Source organism: Streptomyces sp. NPDC029956 (genome assembly GCF_055574655.1).
This window is the reverse complement of record NZ_JBVHZJ010000020.1, coordinates 24,010-50,059: the sequence shown is the minus strand read 5'-3', so window position 1 is coordinate 50,059 and position 26,050 is coordinate 24,010. Positions and strand designations below refer to the sequence as shown.

General features: G+C 71.2%; 24 protein-coding genes and 1 riboswitch. Of the genes, 4 read left to right on the top strand and 20 right to left on the bottom strand.

The window, feature by feature from the left end:
- The first annotated feature begins 42 nt into the window (after positions 1–42).
- Positions 43–678, top strand: a complete 636-nt coding sequence (def, locus tag ACZ4XX_RS18270) for a peptide deformylase (protein ID WP_468508891.1) — start codon at positions 43–45, stop codon at positions 676–678.
- Between the two features lie 70 nt (positions 679–748).
- Here the strand turns inward: def and ACZ4XX_RS18265 are convergent, their stop codons facing one another.
- The 20 genes from ACZ4XX_RS18265 to ACZ4XX_RS18170 all read right to left on the bottom strand — a co-directional run bounded on the left by ACZ4XX_RS18265 (position 749) and on the right by ACZ4XX_RS18170 (position 22,426).
- Complete coding sequence (locus ACZ4XX_RS18265; protein WP_468508890.1) at positions 749–1,765, bottom strand: ribonucleotide-diphosphate reductase subunit beta; 1,017 nt, start codon at positions 1,763–1,765, stop codon at positions 749–751.
- Entirely contained in the window at positions 1,765–4,143 is a 2,379-nt protein-coding gene (locus ACZ4XX_RS18260; protein ID WP_468508889.1) for a ribonucleoside-diphosphate reductase subunit alpha, read from the bottom strand. Before ACZ4XX_RS18260 ends, ACZ4XX_RS18265 begins: the two co-directional genes overlap by 1 nt.
- A gap of 133 nt (positions 4,144–4,276) precedes the next feature.
- Positions 4,277–4,442, bottom strand: a riboswitch (cobalamin riboswitch).
- A gap of 22 nt (positions 4,443–4,464) precedes the next feature.
- Positions 4,465–4,965, bottom strand: coding sequence for a GNAT family N-acetyltransferase (locus ACZ4XX_RS18255; protein ID WP_468508888.1), 501 nt, complete (start codon positions 4,963–4,965; stop codon positions 4,465–4,467).
- Between the two features lie 43 nt (positions 4,966–5,008).
- A complete protein-coding gene (locus tag ACZ4XX_RS18250; protein ID WP_468508887.1) occupies positions 5,009–5,620 on the bottom strand; it encodes a hypothetical protein in 612 nt (203 codons plus the stop codon).
- An 83-nt stretch (positions 5,621–5,703) separates the two neighbouring features.
- Complete coding sequence (gene mctP, locus ACZ4XX_RS18245) at positions 5,704–7,329, bottom strand: monocarboxylate uptake permease MctP (protein WP_468508886.1); 1,626 nt, start codon at positions 7,327–7,329, stop codon at positions 5,704–5,706.
- Positions 7,326–7,580, bottom strand: coding sequence for a DUF3311 domain-containing protein (locus tag ACZ4XX_RS18240; protein ID WP_468508885.1), 255 nt, complete (start codon positions 7,578–7,580; stop codon positions 7,326–7,328). Before ACZ4XX_RS18240 ends, mctP begins: the two co-directional genes overlap by 4 nt.
- A 139-nt stretch (positions 7,581–7,719) precedes the next feature.
- Complete coding sequence (locus ACZ4XX_RS18235; RefSeq protein WP_468508884.1) at positions 7,720–8,703, bottom strand: LuxR C-terminal-related transcriptional regulator; 984 nt, start codon at positions 8,701–8,703, stop codon at positions 7,720–7,722.
- 90 nt (positions 8,704–8,793) lie between these two features.
- Entirely contained in the window at positions 8,794–10,857 is a 2,064-nt protein-coding gene (locus ACZ4XX_RS18230) for an MMPL family transporter (protein WP_468508883.1), read from the bottom strand.
- A complete protein-coding gene (locus tag ACZ4XX_RS18225; RefSeq protein ID WP_468508882.1) occupies positions 10,847–11,812 on the bottom strand; it encodes an aldo/keto reductase in 966 nt (321 codons plus the stop codon). The genes ACZ4XX_RS18230 and ACZ4XX_RS18225 overlap by 11 nt, the downstream gene beginning before the upstream one ends.
- Entirely contained in the window at positions 11,812–12,852 is a 1,041-nt protein-coding gene (locus tag ACZ4XX_RS18220) for an endonuclease/exonuclease/phosphatase family protein (RefSeq protein ID WP_468508881.1), read from the bottom strand. The genes ACZ4XX_RS18225 and ACZ4XX_RS18220 overlap by 1 nt, the downstream gene beginning before the upstream one ends.
- Positions 12,849–13,985, bottom strand: coding sequence for an endonuclease/exonuclease/phosphatase family protein (locus ACZ4XX_RS18215; RefSeq protein WP_468508880.1), 1,137 nt, complete (start codon positions 13,983–13,985; stop codon positions 12,849–12,851). Before ACZ4XX_RS18215 ends, ACZ4XX_RS18220 begins: the two co-directional genes overlap by 4 nt.
- Positions 13,978–15,033 (bottom strand): glycosyltransferase family 2 protein, encoded by a 1,056-nt coding sequence (locus tag ACZ4XX_RS18210; RefSeq protein ID WP_468508879.1) that lies wholly within the window; start codon positions 15,031–15,033, stop codon positions 13,978–13,980. The genes ACZ4XX_RS18215 and ACZ4XX_RS18210 overlap by 8 nt, the downstream gene beginning before the upstream one ends.
- 12 nt (positions 15,034–15,045) lie before the next feature.
- Positions 15,046–16,113, bottom strand: a complete 1,068-nt coding sequence (locus ACZ4XX_RS18205) for an NAD-dependent epimerase/dehydratase family protein (protein WP_468508878.1) — start codon at positions 16,111–16,113, stop codon at positions 15,046–15,048.
- Positions 16,107–17,537, bottom strand: a complete 1,431-nt coding sequence (locus ACZ4XX_RS18200) for an aspartate aminotransferase family protein (protein WP_468508877.1) — start codon at positions 17,535–17,537, stop codon at positions 16,107–16,109. Before ACZ4XX_RS18200 ends, ACZ4XX_RS18205 begins: the two co-directional genes overlap by 7 nt.
- A 2-nt stretch (positions 17,538–17,539) precedes the next feature.
- On the bottom strand, positions 17,540–18,586 hold the full coding sequence (locus tag ACZ4XX_RS18195) for a lysylphosphatidylglycerol synthase domain-containing protein (RefSeq protein WP_468508876.1): 1,047 nt from the start codon (positions 18,584–18,586) through the stop codon (positions 17,540–17,542).
- Positions 18,583–19,545 (bottom strand): UbiA prenyltransferase family protein, encoded by a 963-nt coding sequence (locus ACZ4XX_RS18190; RefSeq protein ID WP_468508875.1) that lies wholly within the window; start codon positions 19,543–19,545, stop codon positions 18,583–18,585. The genes ACZ4XX_RS18195 and ACZ4XX_RS18190 overlap by 4 nt, the downstream gene beginning before the upstream one ends.
- A gap of 43 nt (positions 19,546–19,588) precedes the next feature.
- Positions 19,589–20,635 carry a glycosyltransferase family 2 protein gene (locus ACZ4XX_RS18185; RefSeq protein WP_468508874.1) on the bottom strand — a complete coding sequence of 349 codons (1,047 nt, stop codon included), beginning with the start codon at positions 20,633–20,635 and terminating at the stop codon, positions 19,589–19,591.
- A 48-nt stretch (positions 20,636–20,683) separates the two neighbouring features.
- Entirely contained in the window at positions 20,684–20,962 is a 279-nt protein-coding gene (locus tag ACZ4XX_RS18180; RefSeq protein WP_467715214.1) for a hypothetical protein, read from the bottom strand.
- A gap of 26 nt (positions 20,963–20,988) precedes the next feature.
- Positions 20,989–21,216 carry a hypothetical protein gene (locus tag ACZ4XX_RS18175; protein ID WP_468508873.1) on the bottom strand — a complete coding sequence of 76 codons (228 nt, stop codon included), beginning with the start codon at positions 21,214–21,216 and terminating at the stop codon, positions 20,989–20,991.
- A 445-nt stretch (positions 21,217–21,661) separates the two neighbouring features.
- Complete coding sequence (locus tag ACZ4XX_RS18170) at positions 21,662–22,426, bottom strand: GntR family transcriptional regulator (protein ID WP_030320859.1); 765 nt, start codon at positions 22,424–22,426, stop codon at positions 21,662–21,664.
- A gap of 285 nt (positions 22,427–22,711) precedes the next feature.
- Here ACZ4XX_RS18170 and ACZ4XX_RS18165 point away from each other — a divergent pair, with 285 nt between their 5' ends.
- The 3 genes from ACZ4XX_RS18165 to ACZ4XX_RS18155 all read left to right on the top strand — a co-directional run bounded on the left by ACZ4XX_RS18165 (position 22,712) and on the right by ACZ4XX_RS18155 (position 26,048).
- On the top strand, positions 22,712–24,004 hold the full coding sequence (locus ACZ4XX_RS18165) for an extracellular solute-binding protein (RefSeq protein WP_468508872.1): 1,293 nt from the start codon (positions 22,712–22,714) through the stop codon (positions 24,002–24,004).
- Between the two features lie 158 nt (positions 24,005–24,162).
- On the top strand, positions 24,163–25,185 hold the full coding sequence (locus tag ACZ4XX_RS18160; RefSeq protein ID WP_383590394.1) for a carbohydrate ABC transporter permease: 1,023 nt from the start codon (positions 24,163–24,165) through the stop codon (positions 25,183–25,185).
- A complete protein-coding gene (locus ACZ4XX_RS18155) occupies positions 25,182–26,048 on the top strand; it encodes a carbohydrate ABC transporter permease (RefSeq protein ID WP_383590396.1) in 867 nt (288 codons plus the stop codon). The genes ACZ4XX_RS18160 and ACZ4XX_RS18155 overlap by 4 nt, the downstream gene beginning before the upstream one ends.
- Positions 26,049–26,050 lie beyond the last annotated feature (2 nt).

Here is a 26,050-nt window from a genome sequence, read left to right as displayed (position 1 = left end):
GTCTTCCGACGGAATCGGGTTTTCAGGAAGGCGCGGCCGGACATGGCGCAGCAGGAGACGGACGAGCAGACGCAGATCAACGACGGGTTCGTCGTGGACACGGAGAACTGCGAGGAGCGGGAGCTCGCTCACCGTGAGCGCGGCACGGCCCGCCCGATCACGGTGGTCGGCAACCCGGTGCTCCACAAGGAGTGCAAGGACGTCACCGAGTTCGACGACTCGCTCGCGGCGCTCATCGACGACATGTTCGCCAGCCAGAAGGCCGCCGAGGGCGTGGGCCTCGCCGCCAACCAGATCGGCGTGGACCTCAAGGTCTTCGTCTACGACTGCCCCGACGACGAGGGCGCCCGGCACACCGGTGTCGTGGTCAACCCGGTCCTCCAGGAGCTCCCGGCCGAGCTGCGCGTCCTCGACGAGTCCAACGAGGGCTGCCTCTCCGTGCCGACCGCCTACGCCGAGCTGGCCCGCCCCGACTACGCGGAGGTCCACGGCCAGGACGCCCAGGGCAACCCGATCAAGGTGCGCGGCACGGGCTACTTCGCCCGCTGCCTCCAGCACGAGACGGACCACCTGTACGGCTACCTGTACATCGACCGCCTCTCCAAGCGGGACCGCAAGGACGCCCTGCGCCAGATGGAAGAGGGCACCCCGCGCTACGAGACGGTGCCGAACGCCTGATCGCCGGTACGCGTACGAGGAGGGCCCCGCACTCACCCGAGTGCGGGGCCCTTCTGCGTGCGGCGGAGTCCTAGAAGTCCTCGTCCAGGTCCACCGAGCCCTCGACCGCCACCTGGTAGGCGGACGGGCGGCGCTCGAAGAAGTTGGTGAGTTCCTGGACGCCCTGGAGCTCCATGAAGGAGAAGGGGTTGCCGGAGCCGTACACCGGCGGGAGGCCGAGGCGTACGAGGCGCTGGTCGGCGACGCACTGGAGGTACTCGCGCATCGACTCGGTGTTCATGCCGGGAAGGCCGTCACCGCAGAGGTCGCGGCCGAACTGCAGCTCCGCCTCGACGGCTTCCTTGATCATGTCGGTGATCTGGCGGCCGAGTTCGTCGTCGAAGAGATCCGGCTCCTCCTCCCGCACGGTGTCGACGAACGCGAAGGCGGCGTCCATGTGACAACTCTCGTCGCGGAAGACCCAGTTCGTGCCGGTCGCGAGGCCGTGCAGCAGGCCGCGGGACCGGAACCAGTACACGTACGCGAAGGCGCCGTAGAAGAACAGGCCCTCGATGCACGCGGCGAAGCAGATCAGGTTCAGCAGGAAGCGGCGGCGGTCGGCGGCCGTCTCCAGGCGCTCGATCTTCTCGACCGAGTCCATCCACTTGAAGCAGAACTGCGCCTTCTCGCGGATGGAGGGGATCTCCTCGACCGCGTCGAACGCGGCCGCGCGGTCGTCCGGGTCGGGCAGGTAGGTGTCGAGCAGCGTCAGGTAGAACTGGACGTGCACGGCCTCCTCGAACAGCTGGCGCGACAGGTACAGGCGCGCCTCCGGGGAGTTGATGTGCTTGTAGAGCGTCAGGACCAGGTTGTTCGAGACGATCGAGTCGCCCGTCGCGAAGAACGCGACCAGTCGGCCGATCATGTGCTGCTCGGCCGGGGTCAGCTTGGCGAGGTCGGCGACGTCCGAGTGGAGGTCGACCTCCTCCACGGTCCAGGTGTTCTTGATCGCGTCGCGGTAGCGCTCGTAGAAGTCCGGGTAGCGCATCGGACGGAGGGTCAGCTCGAAGCCCGGGTCGAGGAGGTTCTTCTTCTCGTTGGTGCTCATTACTGGCAGGCCTCGCAGGACTCGGGGTTCTCAAGGGAGCAGGCGAGGGCGTCCGCGTCGGGGGTCGCCTGCTGGACGGGGATGGTGGCGGCGGTGGGCGCCGCGGCCTGGGCGGCGCGGGCGATCCGGGTCGCCGGACGGGAGCGCAGGTAGTACGTGGTCTTCAGACCCTGCTTCCAGGCGTACGCGTACATCGACGACAGCTTGCCGATCGTCGGCGTCTCCAGGAACAGGTTCAGCGACTGCGACTGGTCGAGGAACGGGGTCCGGGCGGCGGCCATGTCGATCAGGCCGCGCTGCGGGATCTCCCACGCCGTGCGGTACAGCTCGCGGACCTCGGCCGGGACCCAGGTGAAGCCGGCCACCGAGCCGTTGGACTCGCGCAGCGCCTCACGGGTCTGCGCGTCCCACACGCCGAGCTCCTTCAGCTCGTCGACCAGGTACGAGTTGACCTGGAGGAACTCGCCCGAGAGCGTCTCGCGCTTGAACAGGTTGGAGACCTGCGGCTCGATGCACTCGTACACGCCGGCGATCGAGGCGATCGTCGCGGTCGGAGCGATGGCGAGGAGGAGGCTGTTGCGCATGCCGACGGCGGCGATCCGCTCGCGCAGCGCGGCCCAGCGCTCCGGCCAGTTCAGCTCGACCTCGTAGTGGTCCGGGTGGAGCACACCGCGGGCGGCGCGGGTCTTGTCCCAGGCGGGGACCGGACCGCTGCGCTCGGCGAGGTCGGCGGAGGCCTCGTACGCGGCGAGCATGATGCGCTCGGCGATACGGGTGGACAGCGCGCGCGCCTCGGCGGAGTCGAACGGCAGCTTCAGCTGGAAGAAGACGTCCTGGAGGCCCATCGCGCCCAGGCCGACCGGGCGCCAGCGGGCGTTGGAGCGGCCCGCCTGCTCGGTCGGGTAGAAGTTGATGTCGACGACCCGGTCGAGGAAGGTGACGGCCGTGCGGACGGTGGAGTCGAGGCGCTCCCAGTCGATGTCGCCGTCGACGACGAAGGCGCCGAGGTTGACCGAGCCCAGGTTGCAGACCGCGGTCTCGCCGTCGTCGGTGACCTCCAGGATCTCCGTGCAGAGGTTGGAGGAGTGGACGGTGTGGCCGGGCTCGGCGGTCTGGTTGGCCGTCCGGTTCGAGGCGTCCTTGAAGGTCATCCAGCCGTTGCCGGTCTGGGCCAGGGTCCGCATCATGCGGCCGTACAGGTCGCGGGCCGGCATCGTCTTGCGGGCCAGGCCCGCGGCCTCGGCCTTGTGGTAGGCGGCGTCGAACTCCGCGCCCCACAGGTCGACGAGCTCGGGCACGTCCGAGGGGGAGAACAGCGACCAGTCGGCGTCGGCGTTGACGCGGCGCATGAACTCGTCGGGGATCCAGTGCGCCAGGTTCAGGTTGTGCGTACGGCGCTGGTCCTCGCCCGTGTTGTCGCGGAGCTCCAGGAACTCCTCGATGTCCGCGTGCCAGGTCTCCAGGTAGACGGCGGCGGCGCCCTTGCGGCGGCCGCCCTGGTTCACGGCGGCGACGGAGGCGTCGAGGGTCTTCAGGAACGGCACGATGCCGTTGGAGTGCCCGTTGGTGCCGCGGATCAGCGAACCGCGGGCGCGGATGCGGGAGTAGGAGAGGCCGATGCCGCCCGCGTGCTTCGAGAGGCGCGCGACCTGGTGGTAGCGGTCGTAGATGGAGTCCAGCTCGTCCTGCGGGGAGTCCAGGAGGTAGCAGGAGGACATCTGCGGGTGGCGGGTGCCGGAGTTGAAGAGCGTGGGGGAGGACGGCAGGTAGTCGAGCCGGCTCATCAGGCGGTAGAGGGCGGTGACCTCGTCGAGCGCGCGGACGCTGTCGTCCTCGGCGAGGCCGCAGGCCACACGGAGCATGAAGTGCTGCGGGGTCTCGACCACCTTGCGGGTGATCGGGTGGCGCAGCAGGTAGCGCGAGTAGAGGGTGCGCAGACCGAAGTAGCCGAAGCGGTCGTCGGCGGTCGCGTCGATCGTCGCGTCGAGCCGGTCCGCGTGCAGCGCGACGAACTCGGCGGTGCGGTCGGCGATCAGGCCCTCGCGGTGACCGACGGCGACGGAGGCCGAGAAGGAGAAGGAGCCCTGGCCGGCGGCCTCGTCGGCGATCGTGATCGTCAGGAGCCGGGCGGCGAGCCGGGAGTACGCCGGGTCCTCGGCGATCAGACCGGCGGCCGACTCGGTGGCCAGCTCGCGCAGTTCCGCCTCGTCCGCCACTGCGCTGCGGCCGCGCAGTGCGGCGGCGGCGACCTTGCCGGGGTCGGTGTCGGGGAGATCGGCGGTGAGGTCGGTCAGGGTCCGCAGCAGCACGGTCCCGGGGCCGTCGCTCTCGACCGCGGAAGCCTCGGCGGAAGCCGGATCGGCGGGCGCGATGGTCACGTGGGGGCTCTCCCTCGCTCGGCTCGGGGCCGCGGCGGGGGATGGCGGGCATGCGGGCATCCGTAACGCCGGACGCGACGCTTCCACCGGCCCACTCCGCGAGGCCCGGACGTCGTTGGCACCCGGAACGGACGGACCGGATGCGCTGGCGGCAGGTCCTCGGACTCACCTCGCCCGAATACGTCGTATCCGTACGAAGCACACCGTTGCGGGACAGTTCCGGATTCGCGCCGGATTCCCCTGCGTCGACAGCGAGGATGAGCATACATGTGGGGGGCGCCGCTTGCGGAACCCCCCACATGTTGTGTCGCCCCCCCCGGCTCAGAACTCCAAGGAGTAGGTGCGCAGGCGGTGGTCGGGGAGGGGCTCCCAGTCCCGGTCCGGGGTGCGGACGAAGCCCAGACGCTCGTAGATCCGGTGCGCGGAGACCATCGTGGCGTCCGTGGACAGCACGATGCGCCGGCACCCGGGGAGGGCCCGTGCGCGGTCGATACAGGCCCGTACGAGGGCCTCTCCGACGCCCCGGCCGCGGGCCTCCCGGGAGACCACGAGCATCCGGAACTCGGCCTCGCCCTCGACGGCGATGTCCGCCCACGGGGTCGAGCCGGTGGCGAAGGTCACCCCGCCGAGCAGTCGCCCGTCGCCGTCCTCGGCGACGAGCACCTCGCTCTCGCGCGCCCGCCGGGCGGTGTCCCGGAGCACGTGCAGATACGAGTCCTCCGCCCCGTACTTCAGCAGCCCGTCGTTCAGATAGGTCCCCGCGGTGAGTTCACCGAGCGCCTCGTGGTCCTCGGGCCGTACCGCCCTGATCGTGAAGTCCATGAGGGCAGTGTGCCTCCGGCGGCCCGGAGGCCCCCAGCGGGTCTCAGCCGCCGGCCCCCACCGAGTTGTCGGGTGCGCCGTCGCCCACCGGCGGCAGGTCGCCGCGTCCGACGGGCCGCCCGCCGCCCGTCTGCTCCGGCAGGACGGCGTCGAGGTCGGCGGCGTCGGCGCGGTGGGTGCGCTCGGCGGCGCCCCGGAGTGCCTTCCGGTCCACCGTGAGCGGGGCGGCGACCTCGACGCGCAGCCCGTTCTCGGTGCGTACGTACGCGTGCTGCCCGGGGGAGCGGAGGTACCAGCGGTCTCCGTCCCGGACGCAGCCGTCGGACCCGGCGCTGTCCGCCGCGGCGCACTCCTTCTCCGAGAAGGGGCGGCGCTCGGCGGAGACGGTCAGGCGGACGCCGTCCTTCCGCAGGTAGGAGACCTGGAAGCCGTCGTCGCCGACGACCCCCGACGCCATCCGGGAGGCTTCGAAGCCCTCGGCCTCGGTGACGTACACATGGTCCTTGTCGGTCTGTGCCCAGCGGGCACGGGCGTCCAGCTCGGCCGCGTCGGGCGTCGGGGGGCCGCCCGCCGTCTCGGTGCCGCAACCGGTGACGGCGAGGGCGAGGGTGAAGGGGAGCAGGGCGAGCGGGGCGAGGAGTGGTCGGGTGCGCATGTCCCGCATCCTCGCCCGGGGACGGCGAAGGCCGCCATGCCTCCGGGTGGGGCAGGGCGGCCTTCGTCAGGTCCGGCGCCGGATCAGTGGGTCTCGGCGCCGACCTTCGGGAGCTTCGGGTCGACACCGCGGTCGCCCGCGTCGGCCGTGTAGTCCTCCGGGGAGGTCTCGTCGATGCCCTCGGGGGCCTTCACGGCCTTGAGGACGAAGGTCAGGACGACCGTGACGAGGACGTTGAGGAGGAAGGCGGTGAGACCGATGTAGCCGATCTCGCCGATGCCCGGGATCTCCGCGGAGGAGCCGCCGAAGTGCTTCTGGGTGGGGCTGGCGACCCCGTAGGCGGCGACCGTGCCGTAGATCATGCCGACGGCCCAGCCGGCGAGCAGCGCCCAGCGGTGGAACCAGCGGGTGAAGAGACCGCCGACGAGGGCCGGGAAGGTCTGCAGGATCCAGATGCCGCCGAGCAGCTGGAAGTTGATCGCGACCGTCTTGTCCATGGTGAGGACGAAGGCGAGCGCGCCGACCTTCACGAGCAGCGAGACCAGCTTGGAGACCTTGGTCTCCTGGGCCGGGGTGGCGTCCGGTTTGATGAAGTCCTTGTAGATGTTGCGGGTGAAGAGGTTGGCCGCGGCGATCGACATGATCGCGGCGGGTACGAGCGCGCCGATGCCGATCGCGGCGAACGCGACGCCCGCGAACCAGTCCGGGAACATCGTCTCGAACAGCTGCGGGATGGCGAGCTGGCCGTTCTTCACCTGGATCCCGGCGGCGATCGCCATGAAGCCGAGCAGCGCGAGCAGGCCCAGCATCAGCGAGTACAGCGGCAGGATCGTGGTGTTGCGGCGGATGACCTCACGGCTCCGGGACGACAGCGTCGCCGTGATGGAGTGCGGGTACATGAACAGCGCGAGCGCCGAGCCGAGCGCCAGCGTCGCGTACGTCCACTGGCCGGCCTCACCGGGGACGAGCGAGCCGCGCGGCTTGCCGGTCGCCGGGTTGGTCTGCGCGTACGCCTCGCCCGCCTTGGCGAAGATCTCGTCGAAGCCGCCCAGCTTGATCGGGATGTAGATGATCGCCACCGCGATGACGATGTAGATCAGGGTGTCCTTGACGAAGGCGATGAGCGCGGGGGCGCGCAGGCCCGAGGAGTACGTGTACGCCGCGAGGACACCGAAGGCGATGAGCAGCGGCAGGTCCTTGATGAACCAGTGGGTGTTCTCGCCGCCGCCGACGCCCATCACGTCCAGGACGGCCTGGATGCCGACGAGCTGGAGCGCGATGTACGGCATGGTGGCGAGGATGCCGGTGACCGCCACCGCGAGGGAGAGGCCCTTGGAACCGAAGCGGCCGCGCACGAAGTCCGAGGTGGTGACGTACCCGTGCTTGTGCGAGACCGACCAGAGGCGCGGCAGGAAGGTGAAGATCAGCGGGTAGACCAGGATCGTGTACGGCACGGCGAAGAAGCCTGCCGCGCCCGCCGCGTAGATGGCCGCCGGGACGGCGACGAAGGTGTACGCGGTGTAGAGGTCGCCGCCGAGCAGGAACCAGGTCACCCAGGTGCCGAACGACCGGCCGCCCAGGCCCCATTCGTCGAGGCTGTTCTCGTTCTCGGCCCTCCGCCAGCGCGAGGCGAGGAATCCCATGACCGTGACGGCCAGGAAGAAGAAGATGAAGACGGCGAGTGCGACGCCGTTCACGCCGTCCTTCATCGCTCGTCACCCCCCTTGCGGGCACGCTGGTCCAGCTGCCACAGCTTGTAGGCGACCATGGTGAGCGCGGTGGAGATCAGCACCCAGAGCATCTGGTACCAGTAGAAGAACGGGATGCCGGCGAAGAGCGGTTCGGCCTTCGCGTACGAACTCACCCAGAGCATCGCCACGAACGGCGCGAACAGACAGAGCGCGATCGCCACTCTCAGGGGTGTGATGGTGGGTTGTTTCCCTTGTGTCGCTTCTGGCATGGCGATTCCGGTCCCCTCACTGATCACCTCGGTAATGGTGGGGAAATCTAGGGGACGGTTCCGCTCCATGGAACCCCCGTCCGCATAACGGATGGAGTACGTCGGTCGCGGTCGTGGGAGCGGTCCCCCGGCGCGGAGTTCAGAGCCAGCCCTCCTTGGCGGCCCGCACCCCCGCCTCGAACCGGCTGCGCGCACCGAGCCTGTTCATCAGTTCCGAGCTCATCCTGCGTACGGTCCGCAGCGAGATCCCGAGGCGGCGGGCGGCGATGTCGTCCGTGCAGCCGATTCCGAGCAGCATGAGCAACTCCCTTTCCTGCGGCGAGAGATCGTGTTCGTCGCGGCGAGGGCTCTCGCCGAACGGCGTGCCCGCGTCCCACAGCCGGTCGAAGAGCACCACGAGCGCGTGCACCAGGCCGGGGCTGCGGACCTCCAGGGCGCCCGCGCGTCCGTCCTCCGGGTCGACGGGGACGAGCGCGGCCTCCCGGTCGACGATCACCATGAGCATCGGCACCACGGGCACGGTCCGCGCCTCGCCGCCGAGGTCGCAGTACCAGCGCACGTATTCGACGGTCGGTGGGTCGTTGCGAAAGCTCTCCTGGTAGATCGACCGGATCTTCACGCCGCGTTCCAGGGCGAGTTGGTCGAGCGGCTGGCTCGCGTCCATGGTGTCGGGGAGCTGCGCGCCGCCCGGGAGCAGGGAGAGGCACTCGGTGCGGGCGTTCGCGGCCAGGTCCTCCAGGCGTTCCCGGACGTTGTCGAGTCCGGTGATGCGGTCCACCAGGTCGTGCCGGACGCCCGGTTCCGAGTGGTCCGCGTACGAGGCGAGGATGCCGGCGACGGCCCGTCCCGCCCGCTCGACCTGGCGTTTCCGCTTGCTCAGCTCGGCCTCGGCGCGGGAGAGCAGGAAGGAGAAGCCGACGTCCGGGTTGAAGGGTTCGACCTCGCCCGAGGAGTCGTCCATGAGGACGAGCTTGAGGTCCGCGAGGCAGGCCAGCGCCTCGCGGACCTCGAGCTCGGGGCGGCCCAGATGGGCCGCCATCTCCGTCACGTCGTACTCGGGCCGCTCCAGGAGTAAACGGTAGACGGCCTCCGTCGACTCCTTTATGCCGAGCGCCTCCAGCATCCCCGTCTCCCCCTCGTCGCGTTCCGTGCCGCGACCGCCCCGCAGTCGTGATCGCGGTCGTCGATGCTAAGCGGGAGAACCCGTCTAGGTCTAGACCAATTCGAAGGATGTCCGGGGTGTGGGACGGGCGGGGGAGCCGGGCAGGGCACGCCGGCGGCCCGCCGAGGCGTCGAGCAGCGCCGCCATCGCGAACCCCGAGACGAGCAGCGCCAGTTCGACCTGCGGCCCGATCCCTGCCGCGAGCACCGCGAGCGCGCCCGCCCCGGCCGCGAGCAGCCCCGCCCACGAGGGGCCGCCCGCCGCCGACGCCACCGAGCGGTCGAGCGACACGCAGAAGGCGAAGGCGCCGACGACGAGGGGGACCCAGCCGGTGACGGCCCCGGTGCCGGGCGGGCCCCACTGCCACAGGACGGTGAGCGCACCCGCCGAGGCGACGGAGGCGAGGACGGCACGGAACACGGCGCGGGCCGCCGTGCCCGCCGTGGTGAGAGCGGCGAGGGCGAGGAAGGCGGCGAGGGCGGCCGCCGGCACCGCGAACGGGAGGAGACCGTAGACACCGTCCACGAGATCGCGGTCGACCACGCCCGAGCCGCCGACCGGGGCGAGGGCTGTCCCTGCCGAGCCGCCGACCGGCGCCGGGGCTGTCTCTGCCGTGGCGCCGGCCTGCGCGAGGGCTGCCCCTTCCGACAGCGCCGACCGCAGAGCCGTCACCGTCGCCGCGCCCGCCGCCGTCATCGGCTCCTCCTCCGGTACGACCACGACCACGGCCGAACCGTCGCGGTGCCACTCGGCCGCCGCCGGCGCCGCCGCGAGCAGCACCCCCGGGACCCGGGCCGCCCGTGCGGCCACGGCCTCCGCGTCCGCACCCTCGGGGACCAGGACCTCCAGCGGGTTCAGGACCCCCGACGGCACCCCGGCCGCCGTGAGCCGGTCGAGGCCGTCGCGGGCCGGTCCGCTCGCCACCAGGGCGTGCGCCTCCGGATTGCCCACTCGTAGCTGCGTGGCCGCGCCGGCGAGCAGGACGAGGAGGGTGAGGCCGACCGCCGCCGGGACCCGGCCGGGCCGCCTCGGCCGTGTCGCCCGAGCCGTCCGAGGCGTCCGAGCCGGCCGAGCCGCCCGAGCCGGCAGCCGAGCCGTCCGAGCCGTCCGAGCCGTCCGAGCCGCCCGAGCCGTCCGAGGCGACCGCGTCGCCACCGAGCGGAGTACCGGCGCCAGGCTGAGGGCCGCCGCCGTGCCCACCACCCACACCGCCAGCCCCGCGACCCCGACCGAACGCAGGAACGCCGCCGGGAAGAGCGCCAGGACCGCGCAGGCCGCCGCCCCCGCCGCACCGGCCGCCGTCGCGGACCGGGCGCCGGTCTCCGGGGGCTGCGCCCAGCGGTGCACCGCGAGCACCAGGGCCGTGACCGGCACCAGGTAGACCACGATGAAGCTGATCTCGGTGAACCCGGCGACCGCCTCCACCAGGACCAGCGCCCCCACCGAGGTCACCCCGGCGAGCAGCAGCGGCGCCAGGACCCCGAGCGGCGAGCGGAACGCCACGACCAGCAGCACGAGCAGTCCGAGCGCACAGGCCGCCTTCACCGCGAGGGCCGCCGCGCCCGGCCCCGCCACCGCGCTGTCGTGCTGGAGCGGGAGCACGCCCGTCACCTCGACCCGGGCCTCCGGCAGCGCCGACCGCAGCCCCGTGCGCAAGGTGCCCGCCGCCTCCTCGACGGCCGCGAGCCCCGCAAGGTCCGGCTTCCCCGCGCCCGGGTAGACCAGCGCGTACACCGTGCGGCCGTCCGCGCCGAGGAAGCCCTCGTCGCCCGTGCCCGCGTACGAGACCGTCCGCGCGCCGGGGCCCGCCGCCCGCCGGACGGCGTCCGCGAACGACCCGGCCGCGCCGCCCGGGTCGCGTACGTCCGTCGCCACCGGCCAGGTCGCGACCGCGACCAGCGGAGCGACGGCGGCACCGTTCCCGTACCGCTCCTGGATCGCCTGGTTCGCGCGGTGTCCCGGCCCGCCGGACGCGGTGAAGGACTGGTCCAGGCGGCCGAGCCCGGCCACCGCCGCCGCGCCGCCGAGCAGCAGCACGAGCAGCCACACCACGCCGACGGCCACCCGGTGGCGGAGCGCGAGATCCTGGATTCGTACGGCCGGTTCAGTCGACATCGTCGAGGCGCTTCCTCAGCTCGTCGTCCAGCCGCAGCCCCACCGCGCCGAGCGTCTCGTCCAGCTGCGCCGTCGAACTCGCCCCGATCACCGGGAGTACGGGCAGCTCACCGCCCAACGCCCAGGCGAGGACGACCTGGTTGGCGGTCACGCCCAGTTCCGCCGCGACCTCCGCGAGCACCTTGAGGCGCCGCTCCGAACCCTCGTGCCGGTACTGCTCCGGCACCTCCTTGCCCGCATCGGTGTACGCCCCCGTCAGCTGCGTCGTGTACGCCGTGAACGTCAGCTCCGGGCGCGTGCCCAGATAGTCGAGCAGCTCCTCCGAAGCATGCGGGTTCACCCCGAACTCCGCGCCGGGACGCGGCCGCAGATAGGTGTACCGCTGCTGCACGGCCGCGTAGTCCGGCACCCCGGCGGCGACCGCCGCGCCCCGCGACTCCTCGATCCGCCAGGCCGCGAAGTTGGAGCAGCCGGCCCGGCCGATCTTCCCCGTGTCCTCCAGCTCGCCGAAGGCGCCCATGGTCTCGGCGACCGGCGTCCGCCGGTCGTCGATGTGCGCGTAGTAGAGATCGATCCGGTCCGTGCCCAGGTTCCGCAGGCTCTCCTCCACCTGTCGGTGCAGCACCGGGGCCGAGAGCCCCTCCGCGCACTCCGGCCAGGCCGAACCGGGCGGGTCCGGCAGCGCGCCGACCTTGGTGGCGAGCACCATCTCGTCCCGGACGCCCCGGCTGCGCAGCCAGCGGCCGATCAGCAGCTCGCTCTCGGCGCCGGTCGCGCCCGGCTCCCAGAAGGCGTAGGTGTTGGCGGTGTCGATGAAGGTGCCGCCGGCCTCGTGGAAGCGGTCGAGGACGGCGAAGGCGGCGGCCTCGTCGATCCGGGTGCCGAACGGCAGCGTGCCCAGGCACAGGGTGCTCACGCGGGGGCCCTCGGGGCCGCCCAGGTTGGTGTACTCCATCAGTTCTTCCCTCTTTCTCGCGGGTGGGCTTCTCGCAGGTGGGGGGTGGTCACGGTCAGTTCCTGGACCAGGTGGTCCGACAGGCCCTCGGCGTCGCTGAAGCGGTACGAGCCGACCCGGGCGCCGCCGCCGGTGAACGCCCAGTCGATCCGCCAGAGCCGCAGTCGCGCACGGGCGTTCCAACTGGCGGGACAGAGCGAGCCGCAGGCCCCGATCGCGTCGCGCAGCGCGCCGGGCGCCCCGCGCCGCCCGCGCGGCGGGCGCATCCGGCGGATGTCCCCGATGGCCGCGCTCGTGTTGAAGTCGCCGCTCACCAGGAGCGGGTGGGGGTTGCCGCGCAGGTCGTCGACGAGCGCCGTGTACTCCCGGTCGCGGGCGGCGGCCCGGCGCCGCATGTCCCGGAGGAAGGCCGGGCGCAGCGGGTTCATCACGGTCAGCTGCACGGGGATGTGCACGTTGTACGTGGACAGGACGCCGTCGCCGACCCGCAGGTCGACCCGGAGCGAGCAGGCGCCGACCGGCACGGGCGGGCCGGCGAGCGGGAACCGGGACAGCGTCACGGAGTTGTTGTCCACGGCCAGGTGGTGTCCGGGGAACGCGGCCCGGATCCGCTCCTCGTCGTCGATGTCCCAGACCTCGCCGCCCTCGAAGCCGTTCAGGTACTCCTGGAGGACGTAGACGTCCGCCGTGAGGGAGCGCAGGAAGGCGTAGAAGCGTTCGGGGTCGCCGCCCTGGTTCCAGTGCTGAGTGTTCCAGGAGACCAGCCGCAGTCCCTCCGCAGGTTCCGAACGGCGGCGCAGCGCACGCGGGTTGAGCCCGTTCTGCGTCCAGCCCGCGAGCAGGCAGCCCGCGGCGACCGCCCCCGCCGCCCCGCGGCCGGTGACGGCGGCGGCCGCGAGCAGGGCGAGCGGGACGGCGGCGAAGGCGAGCGGCGGCAGCAGGGAGACCGCGAGCCAGGGCCACCAGCGTCCGTTGAGCGCGAGGTGCAGGGCGAGGAACACCGCCCAGACCAGGGCGCAGGACAGCAGCACGTCGGTCACCCGTTCCCCGGCAGGGACACCCACAGGTCCTGCACCGCGTGGTCGGAGAGCTTCTCGGGTCGGTTGAACTCGTAGCGCTCGGCCTTCGCCCCGTTGCCCGTGAACGCCCAGTCGGTCCGCCAGAACGGCTTCCAGCCGCCCTCCTCCCAGCTCGTGGGGTACGGGTCGGTGCTCACCTCCGCCGCGTCGGCGAGGCGGTCCCGCAGCGGGTCGAGGTCGGACATCGCCGCCGTCGCGTTGAAGTCACCGGCCACCACGACCGGGTTGCGGTTGGCCGCGAGGTCGGCCTCCAGGCCGGCGTACTGCGCCTTGCGCGGGGCGAACCGTTCCCGCATGTGGCGGTAGAAGGCGGCGGAGAGCAGCCCGTCCGGCATGCTGTTCCACACCGGCATGTGCACGTTGTAGAACGACACCGTCCGGCCCCCGACCCGCACGTCCGTCCGCAGCACCTTGTTCTCCCGGTACTCCGCCTGCCAGTCCGCGCCCGGCGGCAGGCCGCCGGCCGGGCCCACGGCCGGCTGCCGCAGGATCGGGAAGCGGGAGAGCGTCACCAGCTCGCCCCGGACGGCGACCTCGTAGCCGGGGAACTCCCGGCGCAGCCGCGCCAGGTCGTCGATGGGCAGCTTTCCCTTACGGTCGGCGGTCACGTGCTGGTACTCGTGCAGCAGATAGACGTCGGCGTCCTTCGCCCTCAGGAAGGCGTAGAAGTGGTCCTGGGTGCCGAGGAGCTGGTTCCACGAGTTGGTGTTCCAGGCGAAGACCCGCACGGAGTCGGGGCCGGGCCCCGGCTCCGCCCGCCACAGCGCCGCCGGGTCGAAGCCCGACTGACCGAAGCCCGCGACCAGGGCGAGCACGGCGGCCGCGAGGCTCCGCCACCGGGCGGCGCCCCGGGCGAGCGGGGCGCACACGGCGAGCAGCAGCGGGACCAGGGCGAAGGCGGCCGGCGGGACGATGCCGACCAGATGCCCGAGCCAGATCCGGCCGTCCGCCGCCCACTCGACGAGGAGGAGGACGAGCCAGGCGAGGGCCGCGCCGAGGACGAGACGGTTCAGGCGCCGCCGGGCCGGGCCGACCCGTACGGCCGCGTCCGGGTCCTCCGCCCGGTCCTCCGCCCGGGCGAGCGTGTCAGCCACGGGAAGCCCCCGCGGCCACCCCGGACGTCGCCGCCGGAAGGTCCGGACGGGGCTGCGGGTCGTACAGGTGCCGGAACCGCTTCGAGCACAGCCACTGCACGCCCGCGACCCCGATCGCCGCGAACACCGTCAGGTTCACGAGGAAGTTGACGGCCACGAAGTACCCGAGGAACAGCCGCCCCCGGTGCCGCCGCACCTCCCGGTACATGTCCAGATCGCCCCAGACGCCGAGGACGAACAGGGCGAGCGGCAGCAGCGCCCACACCGCTCCCCAGAGCGGCGGCGCGGCGAGCGCGGCCACCGTCAGGGGCGCGGCGAGGCTGGCCCCGGCGCGCGGGCCGGTGACGAAGCCGCCCTGGAGGTGCCGTCTGCCGAGGATGAGCGGGACGGCGAGCCGGGCGCGTGCGAAGACCTTGTCGAGGACGATCCGCACGGTGTCGTCGTGGTCGTGCCGGCCGCGGACCTCCAGGGAGCTGAGCACCGTGTACCGCTCGGAGATGCGGCGCCCGTAGTCCTGGTCCTCGGTGTGCCGCAGGATCGGGTTGAACGGTCCGACCTCGTCGAAGACCCGTCGGGGGATCGCGAGGATGGCGGTGTGGACGGTGTCGATGACCCCCTCGGACTTCAGCAGCAGGTAGTACTGCTGGAGCGAGCGGTACTCCTCGATCAGGCTGTCGCGGATGAGCGGCTCGGGTTCGTAGGTGCCGCAGATCGCCCCGTACCCCTGTCCGGAGGCGAGCAGTTCGACGGACCTGGCGACGGCGTCGGGGTGCATGGCGACGTCGGAGTCGAGGAAGACCAGGATCTCGCCCGAGGACAGTTCGGCGCCGAGGTTGCGGGCGACCGCGACCCCGCTGTTGACGCCGGTGGAGACCACCCGGGCGCCGGCCGCGGCGGCGATCGCGGCGGAGTCGTCGGTGGAGCAGTCGTCGACGACGAGGACCTCGACGTTCGGGTACGTCTGGGCGAGGGCGGCCTCGACGCACAGGCCGATCGAGCGGCCGTAGTTGTAGTTGGGGACGATGACGGAGACCAGCGGAACGGACATGATCGGGTTCTCCTAGAAAAGGACCTTGGCGAGCGAGAGGGCCCCCTGTCGCCACGGTTCGACACTCGTGACGCCCTCGCCCTTCTTCGCGGGGCGGGCGCCGGCGGGGAGCGCGGCGGTGGCGAGCCGCTGCTCGCGCCACCAGGCGAAGGTGCGCAGGATCGCGTCCTGGTTGGAGTGCTTCGGCCGGAAGCCGAGGACGTCCCTGGCCTTCTCGGTGGAGACGAAGCTGTCGTCGAGGAGCTTGTGCAGCAGGCGTCCGTAGACCGGGGAGAGCCCGGAGCGCTGGAGCAGGCTGAGTGCGGCGAGCGCCGGCCTCGCGGGCATCGACCGGACCCTCTTGCCGTGCCCGGCGGCGTCCAGGACGGCCTGGAAGTCCTCCCGTATCGTGCCGAACGAGGTGGCCCCCAGGTTGAAGGTGTCGTCGGCCGTCCCGGCCGGCGCGTCCATCGCGGTCACGACCGCGTCGACCAGGTCGTCCACGTCGAACATCTGGATGCGGACGTCGCCCCGGCCCAGGACCGGGAAGTTCCGGCCCTCCTCGGCCCACTCGAAGAGCATCGCGAACAGCCCCATCCGGCCCGGCCCGAGGAAGGTCTTGGGCCGCAGGACCGGCACGCACATCTCCCGGCCGCGGAAGCGCTCGGCGACCTCCTCGGCTTCCGCCTTGGCGGCGCTGTACGTGTCGACCGGCTCGCGCGGATACTCCTCGGGCGTGGGCACCACCTTCGGCAGGCCGTACACGGCGGTCGAGGAGATGTGCACGACCCGGGGCACGGCGTTCGCCTCGGCGGCCGTGAGGACCGCCTCGGTCCCGCCGACGATCACCGAGCGGATCATGTCGGCCGGGTAGCTGGGCAGGGCGGCGGCGCAGTGCACCACCACGTCCGCGTCGGCCGTGACCCGCTTCATCGTCACCGCGTCCCGGACGTCCGAGACGGTGTGCGTCAGGTTCTCGTGCTCCGTACGCGGGGCCCGCAGGTCCACACAGTGCACCTGCCGGCCGTCTTCGAGCAGCCGGTCGATCAGGGTCGAACCGAGCATGCCGGCGCCGCCGGTCACCACGATGCGCTCTACCACAGCGACGACACCTTCTCCTTGACGAAACGGGTGAGCAGACGGGGCAGACCCTGGGCGAGGGTCTTGTCGAGGGAGTCCAGGAAGAACTCGACCTCGTGCGGCTCGGCGACCAGCGAGGGGGCGACCATCAGCGGGTTGTCGCCGTTGAGCGTGTAGTACGTGTAGATGCCGTGGTCCCGGTAGAGGGCGTTGACCACCGACGAGGTGATGAGCTTGGTGCGGAAGCGCGGGTCCTTCGTCATCGCGCCCGGCACCAGCTTCGTCACCAGCTCCAGGACCTTCGGGCCCTTGTGCAGGAAGACCCCGTGGAGCGCGCCGTGGCCGCGGACCTCGGCCACCACGTCCGGGTACTCCTTGGCGATCCGCTCCAGGCCGGGGGCGAGGATCCGCTCGATGTCCCGGGCGCGGGCCGGATAGTCGTCCTCGACGGCCACGTTGACGGCCTCGATGGCGGTGACCGCCTCCTCGCCGAAGCCGTAGTAGGTGGTGGACGTCGACTGGAGGAGGGCGTCCGTGAGGTTGTCGTAGGCCTTGCGGAAGACCGGCTCGCGGGCCACGAAGGCGGAGATGGAGGACTTGCCGCCGCCGAAGGACTTCGAGGTCGTCAGGATGTCGGGGACCAGACCCTCGTACCGCATGAAGTGGAAGAGGGTGCCCGTCTTGCCCCAGCCGGTGTAGATCTCGTCGAAGAGCAGCACGATGTTCTCGGCCGTGCACAACTCCCGCAGCCCGCGCAGGAACTCCTCCGAGCACTCGTTCATCGTCGACGCCGACAACGGTTCGATGAGGATCGCGTACACGTCCGACTCGCCCTTGTCGGTACGGAGTCCGGCGACGAGCTTCCGGACCGAGTCCAGGTCCCCGTACCGGAAGATCTCCACGCCGGAGATGCCGGGGAACTGGAACCCGGACTGGTTCTGGCCGGTCAGGCTGCCCGAGCCGAGCAGCTTGCCGTGGAAGGAGATGTCGGCCCGCAGCACCCGGGAGCGCCGGCCGCCGTGGTACTTGTACGCCAGCTTGACCGCGCCCTCGACCGCCTCCGCACCGGAGTTGGGGAAGAACGACATGTTCAGGTCGCCGGGCAGCAGCTCCGCGAGGTTGTGGCCCAGGGCCGCGACGTACGGCGAGAAGTAGGTCTTGTGGACCTCCATGCTCTTCCGCTCCTGGAAGCGCTGCCGGGCGGCGAGGATCCGGGGGTGGTTGTGGCCGTGGTTGAGGACGCCGACGCCCCCGGTGAAGTCGAGCACGCGGCGGCCGTCGCGCTGGGTGATCCAGACGCCCTCGGCGCTCTCGACGAGCTCCTGGCCGAAGCCGAAGGAGGTCATCAGGGAGACCTGGCTCTTGTTGACGTGGTCCTTGTACAGGCCGTGGACCTGCTTCGTCGTCAGCGACTCGCAGTCGTCGACGGAGTACAGCGGGGGCATGGTCAGTCCTTCGCGGGGATCGGGTGGGTGGGGGGAGCGGAACGACGGGGGAGGGTCAGGAGCAGGGCGGCGCCTCCGACGAGGACCTCGCTGAGGGTGCAGACCACCCGGCTGGCGACGGCGACGGCGGTCGCCTCCTGCCAGGGCAGTACGGCGGTCAGCGCCAGGAGCAGCAGGGCCTCGCGGGCACCCCAGCCGTCCGGCAGCACCACCACGAGGCTGGCGGCGGCGGTGGCCAGGGCGAAGCCGCCCACGCAGACCGGCAGCGCGGTCAGCGGCGGGGCGCCGAGCATCACGGCGAGGGCCCACAGGTGCAGCCCGCCGACCGCCCAGGAGGCGGTGGCCGAGGCGAGGGCCCGCCGCATGCCCCGGTCGCTCGCCCGGGTGGTGGGCGTCGGCCGGCGGGCGAGCCGGGCGGCGGACGCCGCCAGGTGGTGCAGCAGTCCGGGCCGCAGGGCCCAGGCGACGGTGACCGCGCCCGGCAGGACCAGCCACCAGGCCTCGGCGCCGATCGTCCAGGGCGCGGCGAGCGGTCCGACGGCGAGGCCGGTGAGGACGGCAACGATCAGGTTCAGCAGGAAGACGGCGAGCACGACCGGCGCGGGCACGCCCGCCGCACCGCCCATCCGCAGCTGGGCGAGGACGCCCCAGACGGCCCCCGGCACGTACTTGCCGAGGTAGGAGGTGAAGTAGATCCGGGTCGCGGTCCGGCCCGGCACCCCGGGGCCCAGGTCGGTGAGGAGGGTCCGCCAGGTGGCCATGGAGAGCAGGACGGCGAGGGCGTTGGCGAGCAGGGCCGCGAGGAGGTACGGGACGGAGTCGGGTCGCAGGACGAGGGCGGCGAGCTCGCCGGCCCGGCCGTACAGGGCGAAGCCGATGCCGGTGACGACGGCGACCGGGAAGAGGACGGGGAGGGCGCGGCGGAGGCGGCCGCGCGGGGCGGGGGGAGCGTCGGCCGCGGCGGACTGCGCGGCGGGGGCGGTGTCGGACGGGGCGTCGGCCGTGGTGTCGGGGGGCGTGGCCGTCGGCGCGGTGGTCGTCGCCCTCATGACCCGAGGTGACTCAGCGGCCACGCGCCGGCAAGCAGCGCCGACCAGAGCAGTGCGTTGGAGACGGTCATCCGGTCGCTGAACAGCGCCCGCGAGGGATTGCCGCCACCCGCGTCGACCACGAGCAGCTGCAGATAGCGGGCGAGGCCGAAGAGTGCGAACGGGGCCGTGACCACCGCGACCAGCGGTCCGTGCGGGCCGAAGACCGGGCTGTCCTGCACCTGCAGGACGTAACTGACCGCCGTGAGCACCGCGGTGAAGGCGAGCAGCTGGTCGAGGAAGCCGAGGGTGTAGCCGCGCAGCGCGGGCCGGTGCAGCACCCCGCCGACCGCCATCTCGTGGCGCCGCTTGCCCAGGATCAGGAGCAGGCAGAGGGAGAAGACACAGAGGGTGAGCCAGCTCGGCACGGGGTTGCCCGAGGCCAGGCAGCCCTGGGCGAGCCGCAGGACGAAACCGAGGGCGACGATGAAGACGTCGAGCAGCGGGACGTGCTTGAGCCCCTTGCTGTACGCGGCGTTCAGCGCGACGTACGCGGCGACCGGCCACCAGTCGACGAGCGAGGCCGTCCCGGTGAACACCGTGAGACCGACCGTCGCCGCGAGGAGGACGGCGAGGGCGGCGGCGAAGGAGACGGCGGTCGCGACGCCGATCCGGCCGGCGGCGATCGGCCGGTGCCGCTTCTCCGGGTGGCGGCGGTCCCGGTCCCGGTCCCCGAGGTCGTTGACGAGGTAGATCAGCGCGGACGCGAGGGTGAAGACACCGATCGCGGCGAGCGCCCCGCCGAGCGCGGCACCGTCGAGGTGGGGCGCGCCGAGCAGGCCGAGGGGGACGACGACCAGGTTCTTCGTCCACTGGTGGGGCCGGACGAGGGAGGTGAGGTCGGCGAGCCGACTGGGAGGGCGGGAGGCCGGCGGGCGGGCCGTCGGCGCCTCTCGGCCGGTGAGCGTGGGCGTGGCCATGAACGGACTCCTGGGGGGAGGGGCGTACGGGGGTGGGCGGCGGTCATCCGGTGACGGTGGAGGCGGCGGCTTCGGGGCGGTCCGCCGGGCGGGCCTTTCCGCGGCGGCGCACGCTGGGCCCGAAGTCCGGTTCGGTGAGCCAGCGGACGGTGCCCCGGGCCGCGCCGAGCACGATCGCCTGGTGCAGCACGAAGTGGACGGCGGTGAAGTAGAGGAGGAAGCCGGGACCGCGGGTCCGCAGCGCGAACCGGCTCAGGCCCGGATCGGCACAGGCGAAGACCAGCGCGAGGAGGGCGGGGACGAGCAGCAGCCACGGGGTGAGCAGACCGAGCAGGAGGGTGGGGAGGGTGAGCGCGGCGGCGAGGACGCCGAGCGGCCGGTTGGCGGTGAGGCCGCCCTCCCGCAGCTGCCCGAGCGCGGCGATGAGCAGCTGGGAACGCCGGTACTGCTCACGGAGCATCGCCCCGAGCCGGTCGACGTCGTCGTGCCGGCCGCGGATCGCCTCCGTCATCACGATCCGGTGGGTACGGACGAGCCGGCCGCTGTACTCCACGTCCTCCGAGTCCCGGAGGTTCTCGTCGAAGGGCCCGGTGGCCTCGAAGACCTCCTTGCGGATCGCGCCGAGGGCGAAGAACGCGGTGCGGACCTCGCCGACGGCGCGGCGGCGCCAGAAGTGGGCGTGCAGGGCGTGGTAGCGCTCCACGGGCCCGTCGTCGAAGAGCGGTTCGGGGTCGAGCACCCCGTGGACACAGCCGAGACCGGGATCGTCCCTGAGCAGGTCGGCGGCGTTCGCGAGGGCCTCGGGGTGGAGGGCCGTGTCCGAGTCGAGGAAGAAGAGGATCTCGCCGCGGGCGGCGGCGGCCCCGAGGTTCCGGGCGGCGGAGACCCCGCTGTTGTGGGGGTTGGCGATCAGGACGACGTCGAACTCCCGGGCGATGTCCCGGGACCTGTCGGTGCTCGCGTCGTCGACGACGATGACGTCGAGCGGGGCGTGGGTCTGGGCGAAGACCGAGGTCAGGCAGGCGTGGAGGGTCTTCTCGTAGTTGTAGTTGGGGATGACGACGGACACGCTGGGACGAGCCCTGGACATGGGGGTTCCTTGGGAGGGCGGTCGGGGGATTTCGGCGTGTGGGGCGCTTCAGAGCAGCCGGAAGTCCGCGATGCGGTGGCGGGAGAGTTCGGGGGAGTGGCCGAGGAGGCGCCGGCAGAGCAGCAGCGCGTGGCCGACGGCTTCGATCTCGTCGGGGCCCCGGATGTAGAGGGCCAGGCGGATCGTCCGGTCGAGAACCAGCGCCCGTGCGGACTCGAAACGGTCCTGCGGACGGGCGACGCGGTGCAGCGTCTCGACGAGGAGTGCGGCGGACGGGGCCGGTGGGGGGTCGGTGTCCGGGGCGGGGTCGTCGTCCGATGCCCTCATCGAGATGCCGACGAGGTAGATGACGATCAGCCCCAGGAGAAGCCGTTGTCGCTGTCGTCGGTCTGCGCGGTCGCGGTCGCCGCCGTGGTCGCAGTCGCAGTCGCTACCGGTACGCCGTCGGCGGCCGGGGCTCCCGCGGACGCCGGCTGTGCCGCCAGGACGAGGGTCAGCGCGGCCGTGGCGGGGACGAGCAGGGCGAGGACGGGGCGGACCTGAACGCGGGCGAAAGCGGCGAAACGGGCGCTGCTGGGCATGGCGGAACTGCCTTCCTGGCGATATGGACGAGGAGTGTCGGGGGCGGGTCTCCCGGTGCCGCTCCCGGGCTCTTCCGGGCGGCTCCGACACGTCCAAGACTGGCCCGCCGGGGGCGCCCTGTCACCGGAGAACGGCTGGCGCCAAGTGCGTGGCCGTTAGGAGCCAGTCCGTGCGTACGGCCGCCGCGCGCCGCTGATCTGGGGCTTTCCGGGAGGCGTCACGTTCCTGCCAGGCGGAAGGTGCCGGGTGGCCGTCACCTCCTCGTAGGGGCCCGGAAGCCCTCTGTGGAACCCGGCGCCCGCCGTGCGGCCCGCAACCCCCGTCGTGCGGGGCCGGAAGCCCTCCCGTACGGGCGCGGAAGACCTCCGTACCGCCTTCGGAAACGCCGAACGGCCGCACCCGGTGGGTGCGGCCGTTCGTGTCGTACGGAGTCGGTGTCGTCGCTCAGCCGTTGGGGCGCTTGAGGCGCGCCACGAACTTGTAACGGTCGCCGCGGTAGACCGACCGCACCCACTCGACCGGCTCGCCCTCGGCGTCCAGCGAGTGGCGGGAGAGCATCAGCATCGGCAGGCCCACGTCCGTACCGAGCAGGCCGGCCTCGCGCGGGGTGGCGAGGGAGGTCTCGATGGTCTCCTCGGCCTCGGCGAGGTGCACGTCGTACACCTCGGCGAGGGCGGTGTACAACGAGGTGTACTTCACAAGCGAACGACGCAGCGCGGGGAACCGCTTTGCGGAGAGATGGGTGGTTTCGATCGCCATCGGCTCGCCGCTCGCGAGGCGCAGGCGCTCGATGCGGAGCACCCGTCCGCCGGCCGAGATGTCGAGCAGCCCGGCGAGCGTGTCGTCGGCGGTGACATAGCCGATGTCGAGGAGCTGCGAGGTGGGCTCCAGGCCCTGGGCGCGCATGTCCTCGGTGTACGAGGTGAGTTGCAGCGCCTGGGAGACCTTGGGCTTGGCCACGAAGGTGCCCTTGCCCTGGATGCGCTCCAGACGGCCCTCGACGACCAGCTCCTGGAGGGCCTGGCGCACGGTGGTGCGCGAGGTGTCGAACTCGGCGGCGAGTGTGCGCTCGGGGGGGACCGGTGTGCCGGGCGGCAGGGTCTCCGTCATGTCGAGCAAATGCCGCTTCAGTCGGTAGTACTTGGGCACGCGCGCGGTACGGGTGGGTGTCCCGCCCTCCGACTCCGTGCTGCCCGCGTCCGTGGCCATTGCCTGCCTTCCCGACTCCTGTGCTGCTGCCGTCACCGGCTCCTCCGTCTGTCGCGGCTCACATGGTGGCACGGACCGGTCACGGGTCGTCGCCCTCCCTCAGGTGTCGGTCCGATAACGGACGCGACTGCCCTTCTTATACACCCTTGACACCCCTAAAGGTCTAGGCCAAGCTCCGGGTACTGGTCTAAACCATTAAAGACCAGGTCCCAGCCCCACGAGCACTACCTGACGTATGTCTTCGCGCGGTGGGCAGGGGTTGCAGGCATCCCTGAGGAGGGTGGCGTGAAGCGCAAGCTCATCGCGGCGATCGGCGTCGCAGGCATGATGGTCTCTATCGCTGCGTGCGGTTCCGACAGTGACAAGGGTAAGGACGGCGCAAAGCCGGCCGGGGGCGACAAGACTCTGACCGTCTGGGTCATGGACGGTTCCGCGCCGGACGCGTGGATGGCCGAGGTGAACAAGGCCTTCGAGGCCAAGCACCCGGGCGTCAAGGTCAAGGTCGAGAAGCAGATCTGGAACGGCATCCAGGAGAAGGTCACCACCGCGCTCTCCGAGGACACCCCGCCGGACGTCCTGGAGCTCGGCAACACGCAGACCGCGGGCTACGCCGTGACGGGCGGCCTCGCCGACCTGTCCGGTGACAAGGCCACGCTGGGCTACGACGCCTGGAACAAGGGCATGGTCGCCTCCAACGAGCTGGACGGCAAGCTCTACTCGGCCCCGTGGTACGCCGCCAACCGTGTCGTCGTCTACGACAAGGCCGCCTTCAAGAAGGCCGGTGTCACCCCGCCGAAGACCCGCGCCGAGTGGATCGACGGTCTGAAGAAGCTCAAGGCGTCCGACCCGAAGTCGCAGGCGATCTACCTGCCGGGTCAGTCCTGGTACGTCCTCGCCGGTCTCATCTGGGACGAGGGCAGCGACCTCGCGGTCAAGGACGGCGACAAGTGGAAGGGCAACCTGTCCTCCCCCGAGGCCGTCAACGCCATGAACTTCTACAAGGAGCTGGCGTCCTACTCCACCGCTCCGAAGGACAAGGACGAGGCGACCCCGCAGCAGTCCACCGACGTCGTCCCCAAGGGCGGCGTGGCGTCCTGGATCGGTCTCGGCTGGGAGGCCGGCGGCGCGATCGACGCCATGAAGAAGGCCGGCAAGACCGCCGACTTCGGTTACTTCCCGATCCCGGGCAAGACGGCCGACAAGCCGGGCTCCGTCTTCCTCGGCGGCTCGAACCTCGCCATCGCCGAGCGCTCCCAGAACAAGGACCTCGCGAAGGAGTGGCTGGCGCTCGCCGCCGGCAAGGAGTACATGACGAAGTACGCCACCGCCACCGAGGGTGCGCTGCTTCCGAACACCGACGCCGCGCAGTTCAAGCCGGCCGCCGGCTCCTTCGCCGAGGCGATGGCCGCGTCCTCCGCCTCCGGCAAGGTCACCCCGGTCACCCCGGGCTGGGCGAACGTCGAGACCGCCCCGAACCCGATCAAGGACTTCATGACGAAGGTCCTGAAGGGTGAGGACGCCAAGACCGCCGGCGAGGCCGCCGACAAGGTCATCAACGAGCGCATCAACCAGCAGTAATCCGCAGCACCAGCAGCACCAGCAGTAATCCGTAGCCCGGTGGTGCGGCCGGTCACGCACCGGCCGCACCATCGGCGCTTCACGAGTGATCAGCGGCCCGCTCCCCCGGGCCGCGCCCCGGTGGGCGCGGGAGCCCCAGAACCGCGAGGAATAAGACCATGACCGTGGACTCCCAGGGGACGGCGACCGCCGATCCTCAGGACGCGCCCGGGAGGGCGGCAGGGAAGTCTCAGACTCCGCCACCCCCTTCGGGCCCGAAGGAAGTCCTTAAGCCTTCGCGCGGCAGACGTTCCCTGCCCAGCGGGTGGCTGCCGTACCTGCTCGTCGCGCCGGCCCTGCTGTCCATGGCGGTGCTGCTGCTCTACCCGCTGATCCGCAATGTGATCCTCTCCTTCCAGGAGCTCAACCGGAAGGAGTTCATCACCCGCGAGACCGTCTGGACCGGCTTCGACAACTACACCGAGCTCCTCGGCGACCCGGACTTCTGGACCGTCGTCGTCCGAAGCGTCGTCTTCACGGCCGTCAACGTCGCGCTCATCATGGCGATCGGCACGGGCATAGGCCTGCTGCTCAACCGCCTGGGCAAGAAGATGCGCCTGGTCCTGTCGCTGGCCCTGATGTTCGCCTGGGCCATGCCGATCGTCGCCTCCGTCACGGTCTTCCGCTGGCTCTTCGACGAGCAGTTCGGCGTCGTGAACTGGCTGATGCGCACGCTCGGCTTCGACGGCTACGAGCAGCACAACTGGTTCGAGACCGGGTTCTCCACCCTCGTCATCATCATGATCCTGCTCGTCTGGGGCTCCATCCCGTTCGTCGCCCTCAACATGTACGCCGCCCTGACCACCATCGGGTCCGAGCTGTACGAGGCCGCGAAGATGGACGGCGCCAGCGGCTGGCGCACCTTCTGGGCCGTGGTCTTCCCGAACCTGAAGTCCTTCTTCATGATCACGACGTTCCTGGAGATCATCTGGATCTTCAAGGCGTTCGCCCAGGTCTACGCCATGAACCTGGGTGGCCCCGACCGCGGCTCCGAGACGCTCCCCGTCTTCGCCTACATCGAGGGCGTCGGCCAGTTCCACTACGGTGTCGCCGCCGCCATCTCCATCCTGACGATCGTGATGCTCATCGCGGTCATGTCCTTCTACTTCCGCCTGATCCTGAAGGAGGAGGAGGAGCTGTGAGCGCCACCACCGAGACTCCGCAGAAGCTGCGCACCAGGAAGCCGCTCACGGTCGGCGTGGTCGCCAAGAACCTGACCGCCCTCGTGCTCGCGGTCGTGTTCGTCTTCCCCGTGTACTGGATGTTCTCGTCCTCGCTGAAGCCGCAGCACGAGATCATGACGAAGGATCCCGTCTTCGTCTTCACCCCGACGTTCGAGAACTACACGACCGCCACCGGCGTCGACCTGTTCTGGACGTACGTGACCAACAGCCTCATGGTCACGATCGGTGCCGTGGTGCTCGCCCTGCTCGTCGCCCTGGCCGCGAGCTTCGCGATCGCCCGGATGAAGTTCAAGGGGCGCAAGGGCATCGTCCTCATCGTCATGATGGCGCAGATGGCCCCCTGGGAGGTCATGGTCATCGCGATGTACATGATCTCCCGTGAGAACGACATGCTGAACAGCATTCCGATGCTCACGCTCATCTACTTCGTGATGGTCCTCCCCTTCACGATCTGGACCCTGCGCGGCTTCATCGCCGCCGTCCCGGTCGAGCTGGAGGAGGCCGCGCAGATCGACGGCTGCACCCGTGGTCAGGCGTTCCGCAAGGTGATCTTCCCGCTGCTCGCCCCCGGCCTGATGTCGACCTCGCTCTTCGGCTTCATCACCGCCTGGAACGAGTTCGCCATGATCCTCATGCTGAACAAGGAGAAGGAGTCGCAGACCCTGACGCTCTGGCTGACCCAGTTCCAGACCGCGTTCGGCAGCGACTGGGGCGCCACCATGGCCGCCTCCACGCTCTTCTCGCTCCCCGTGCTCGTCGTCTTCCTCTTCCTCCAGCGCAAGGCCGTCGGCGGCATGACCGCCGGCGCGGTGAAGGGATAAGG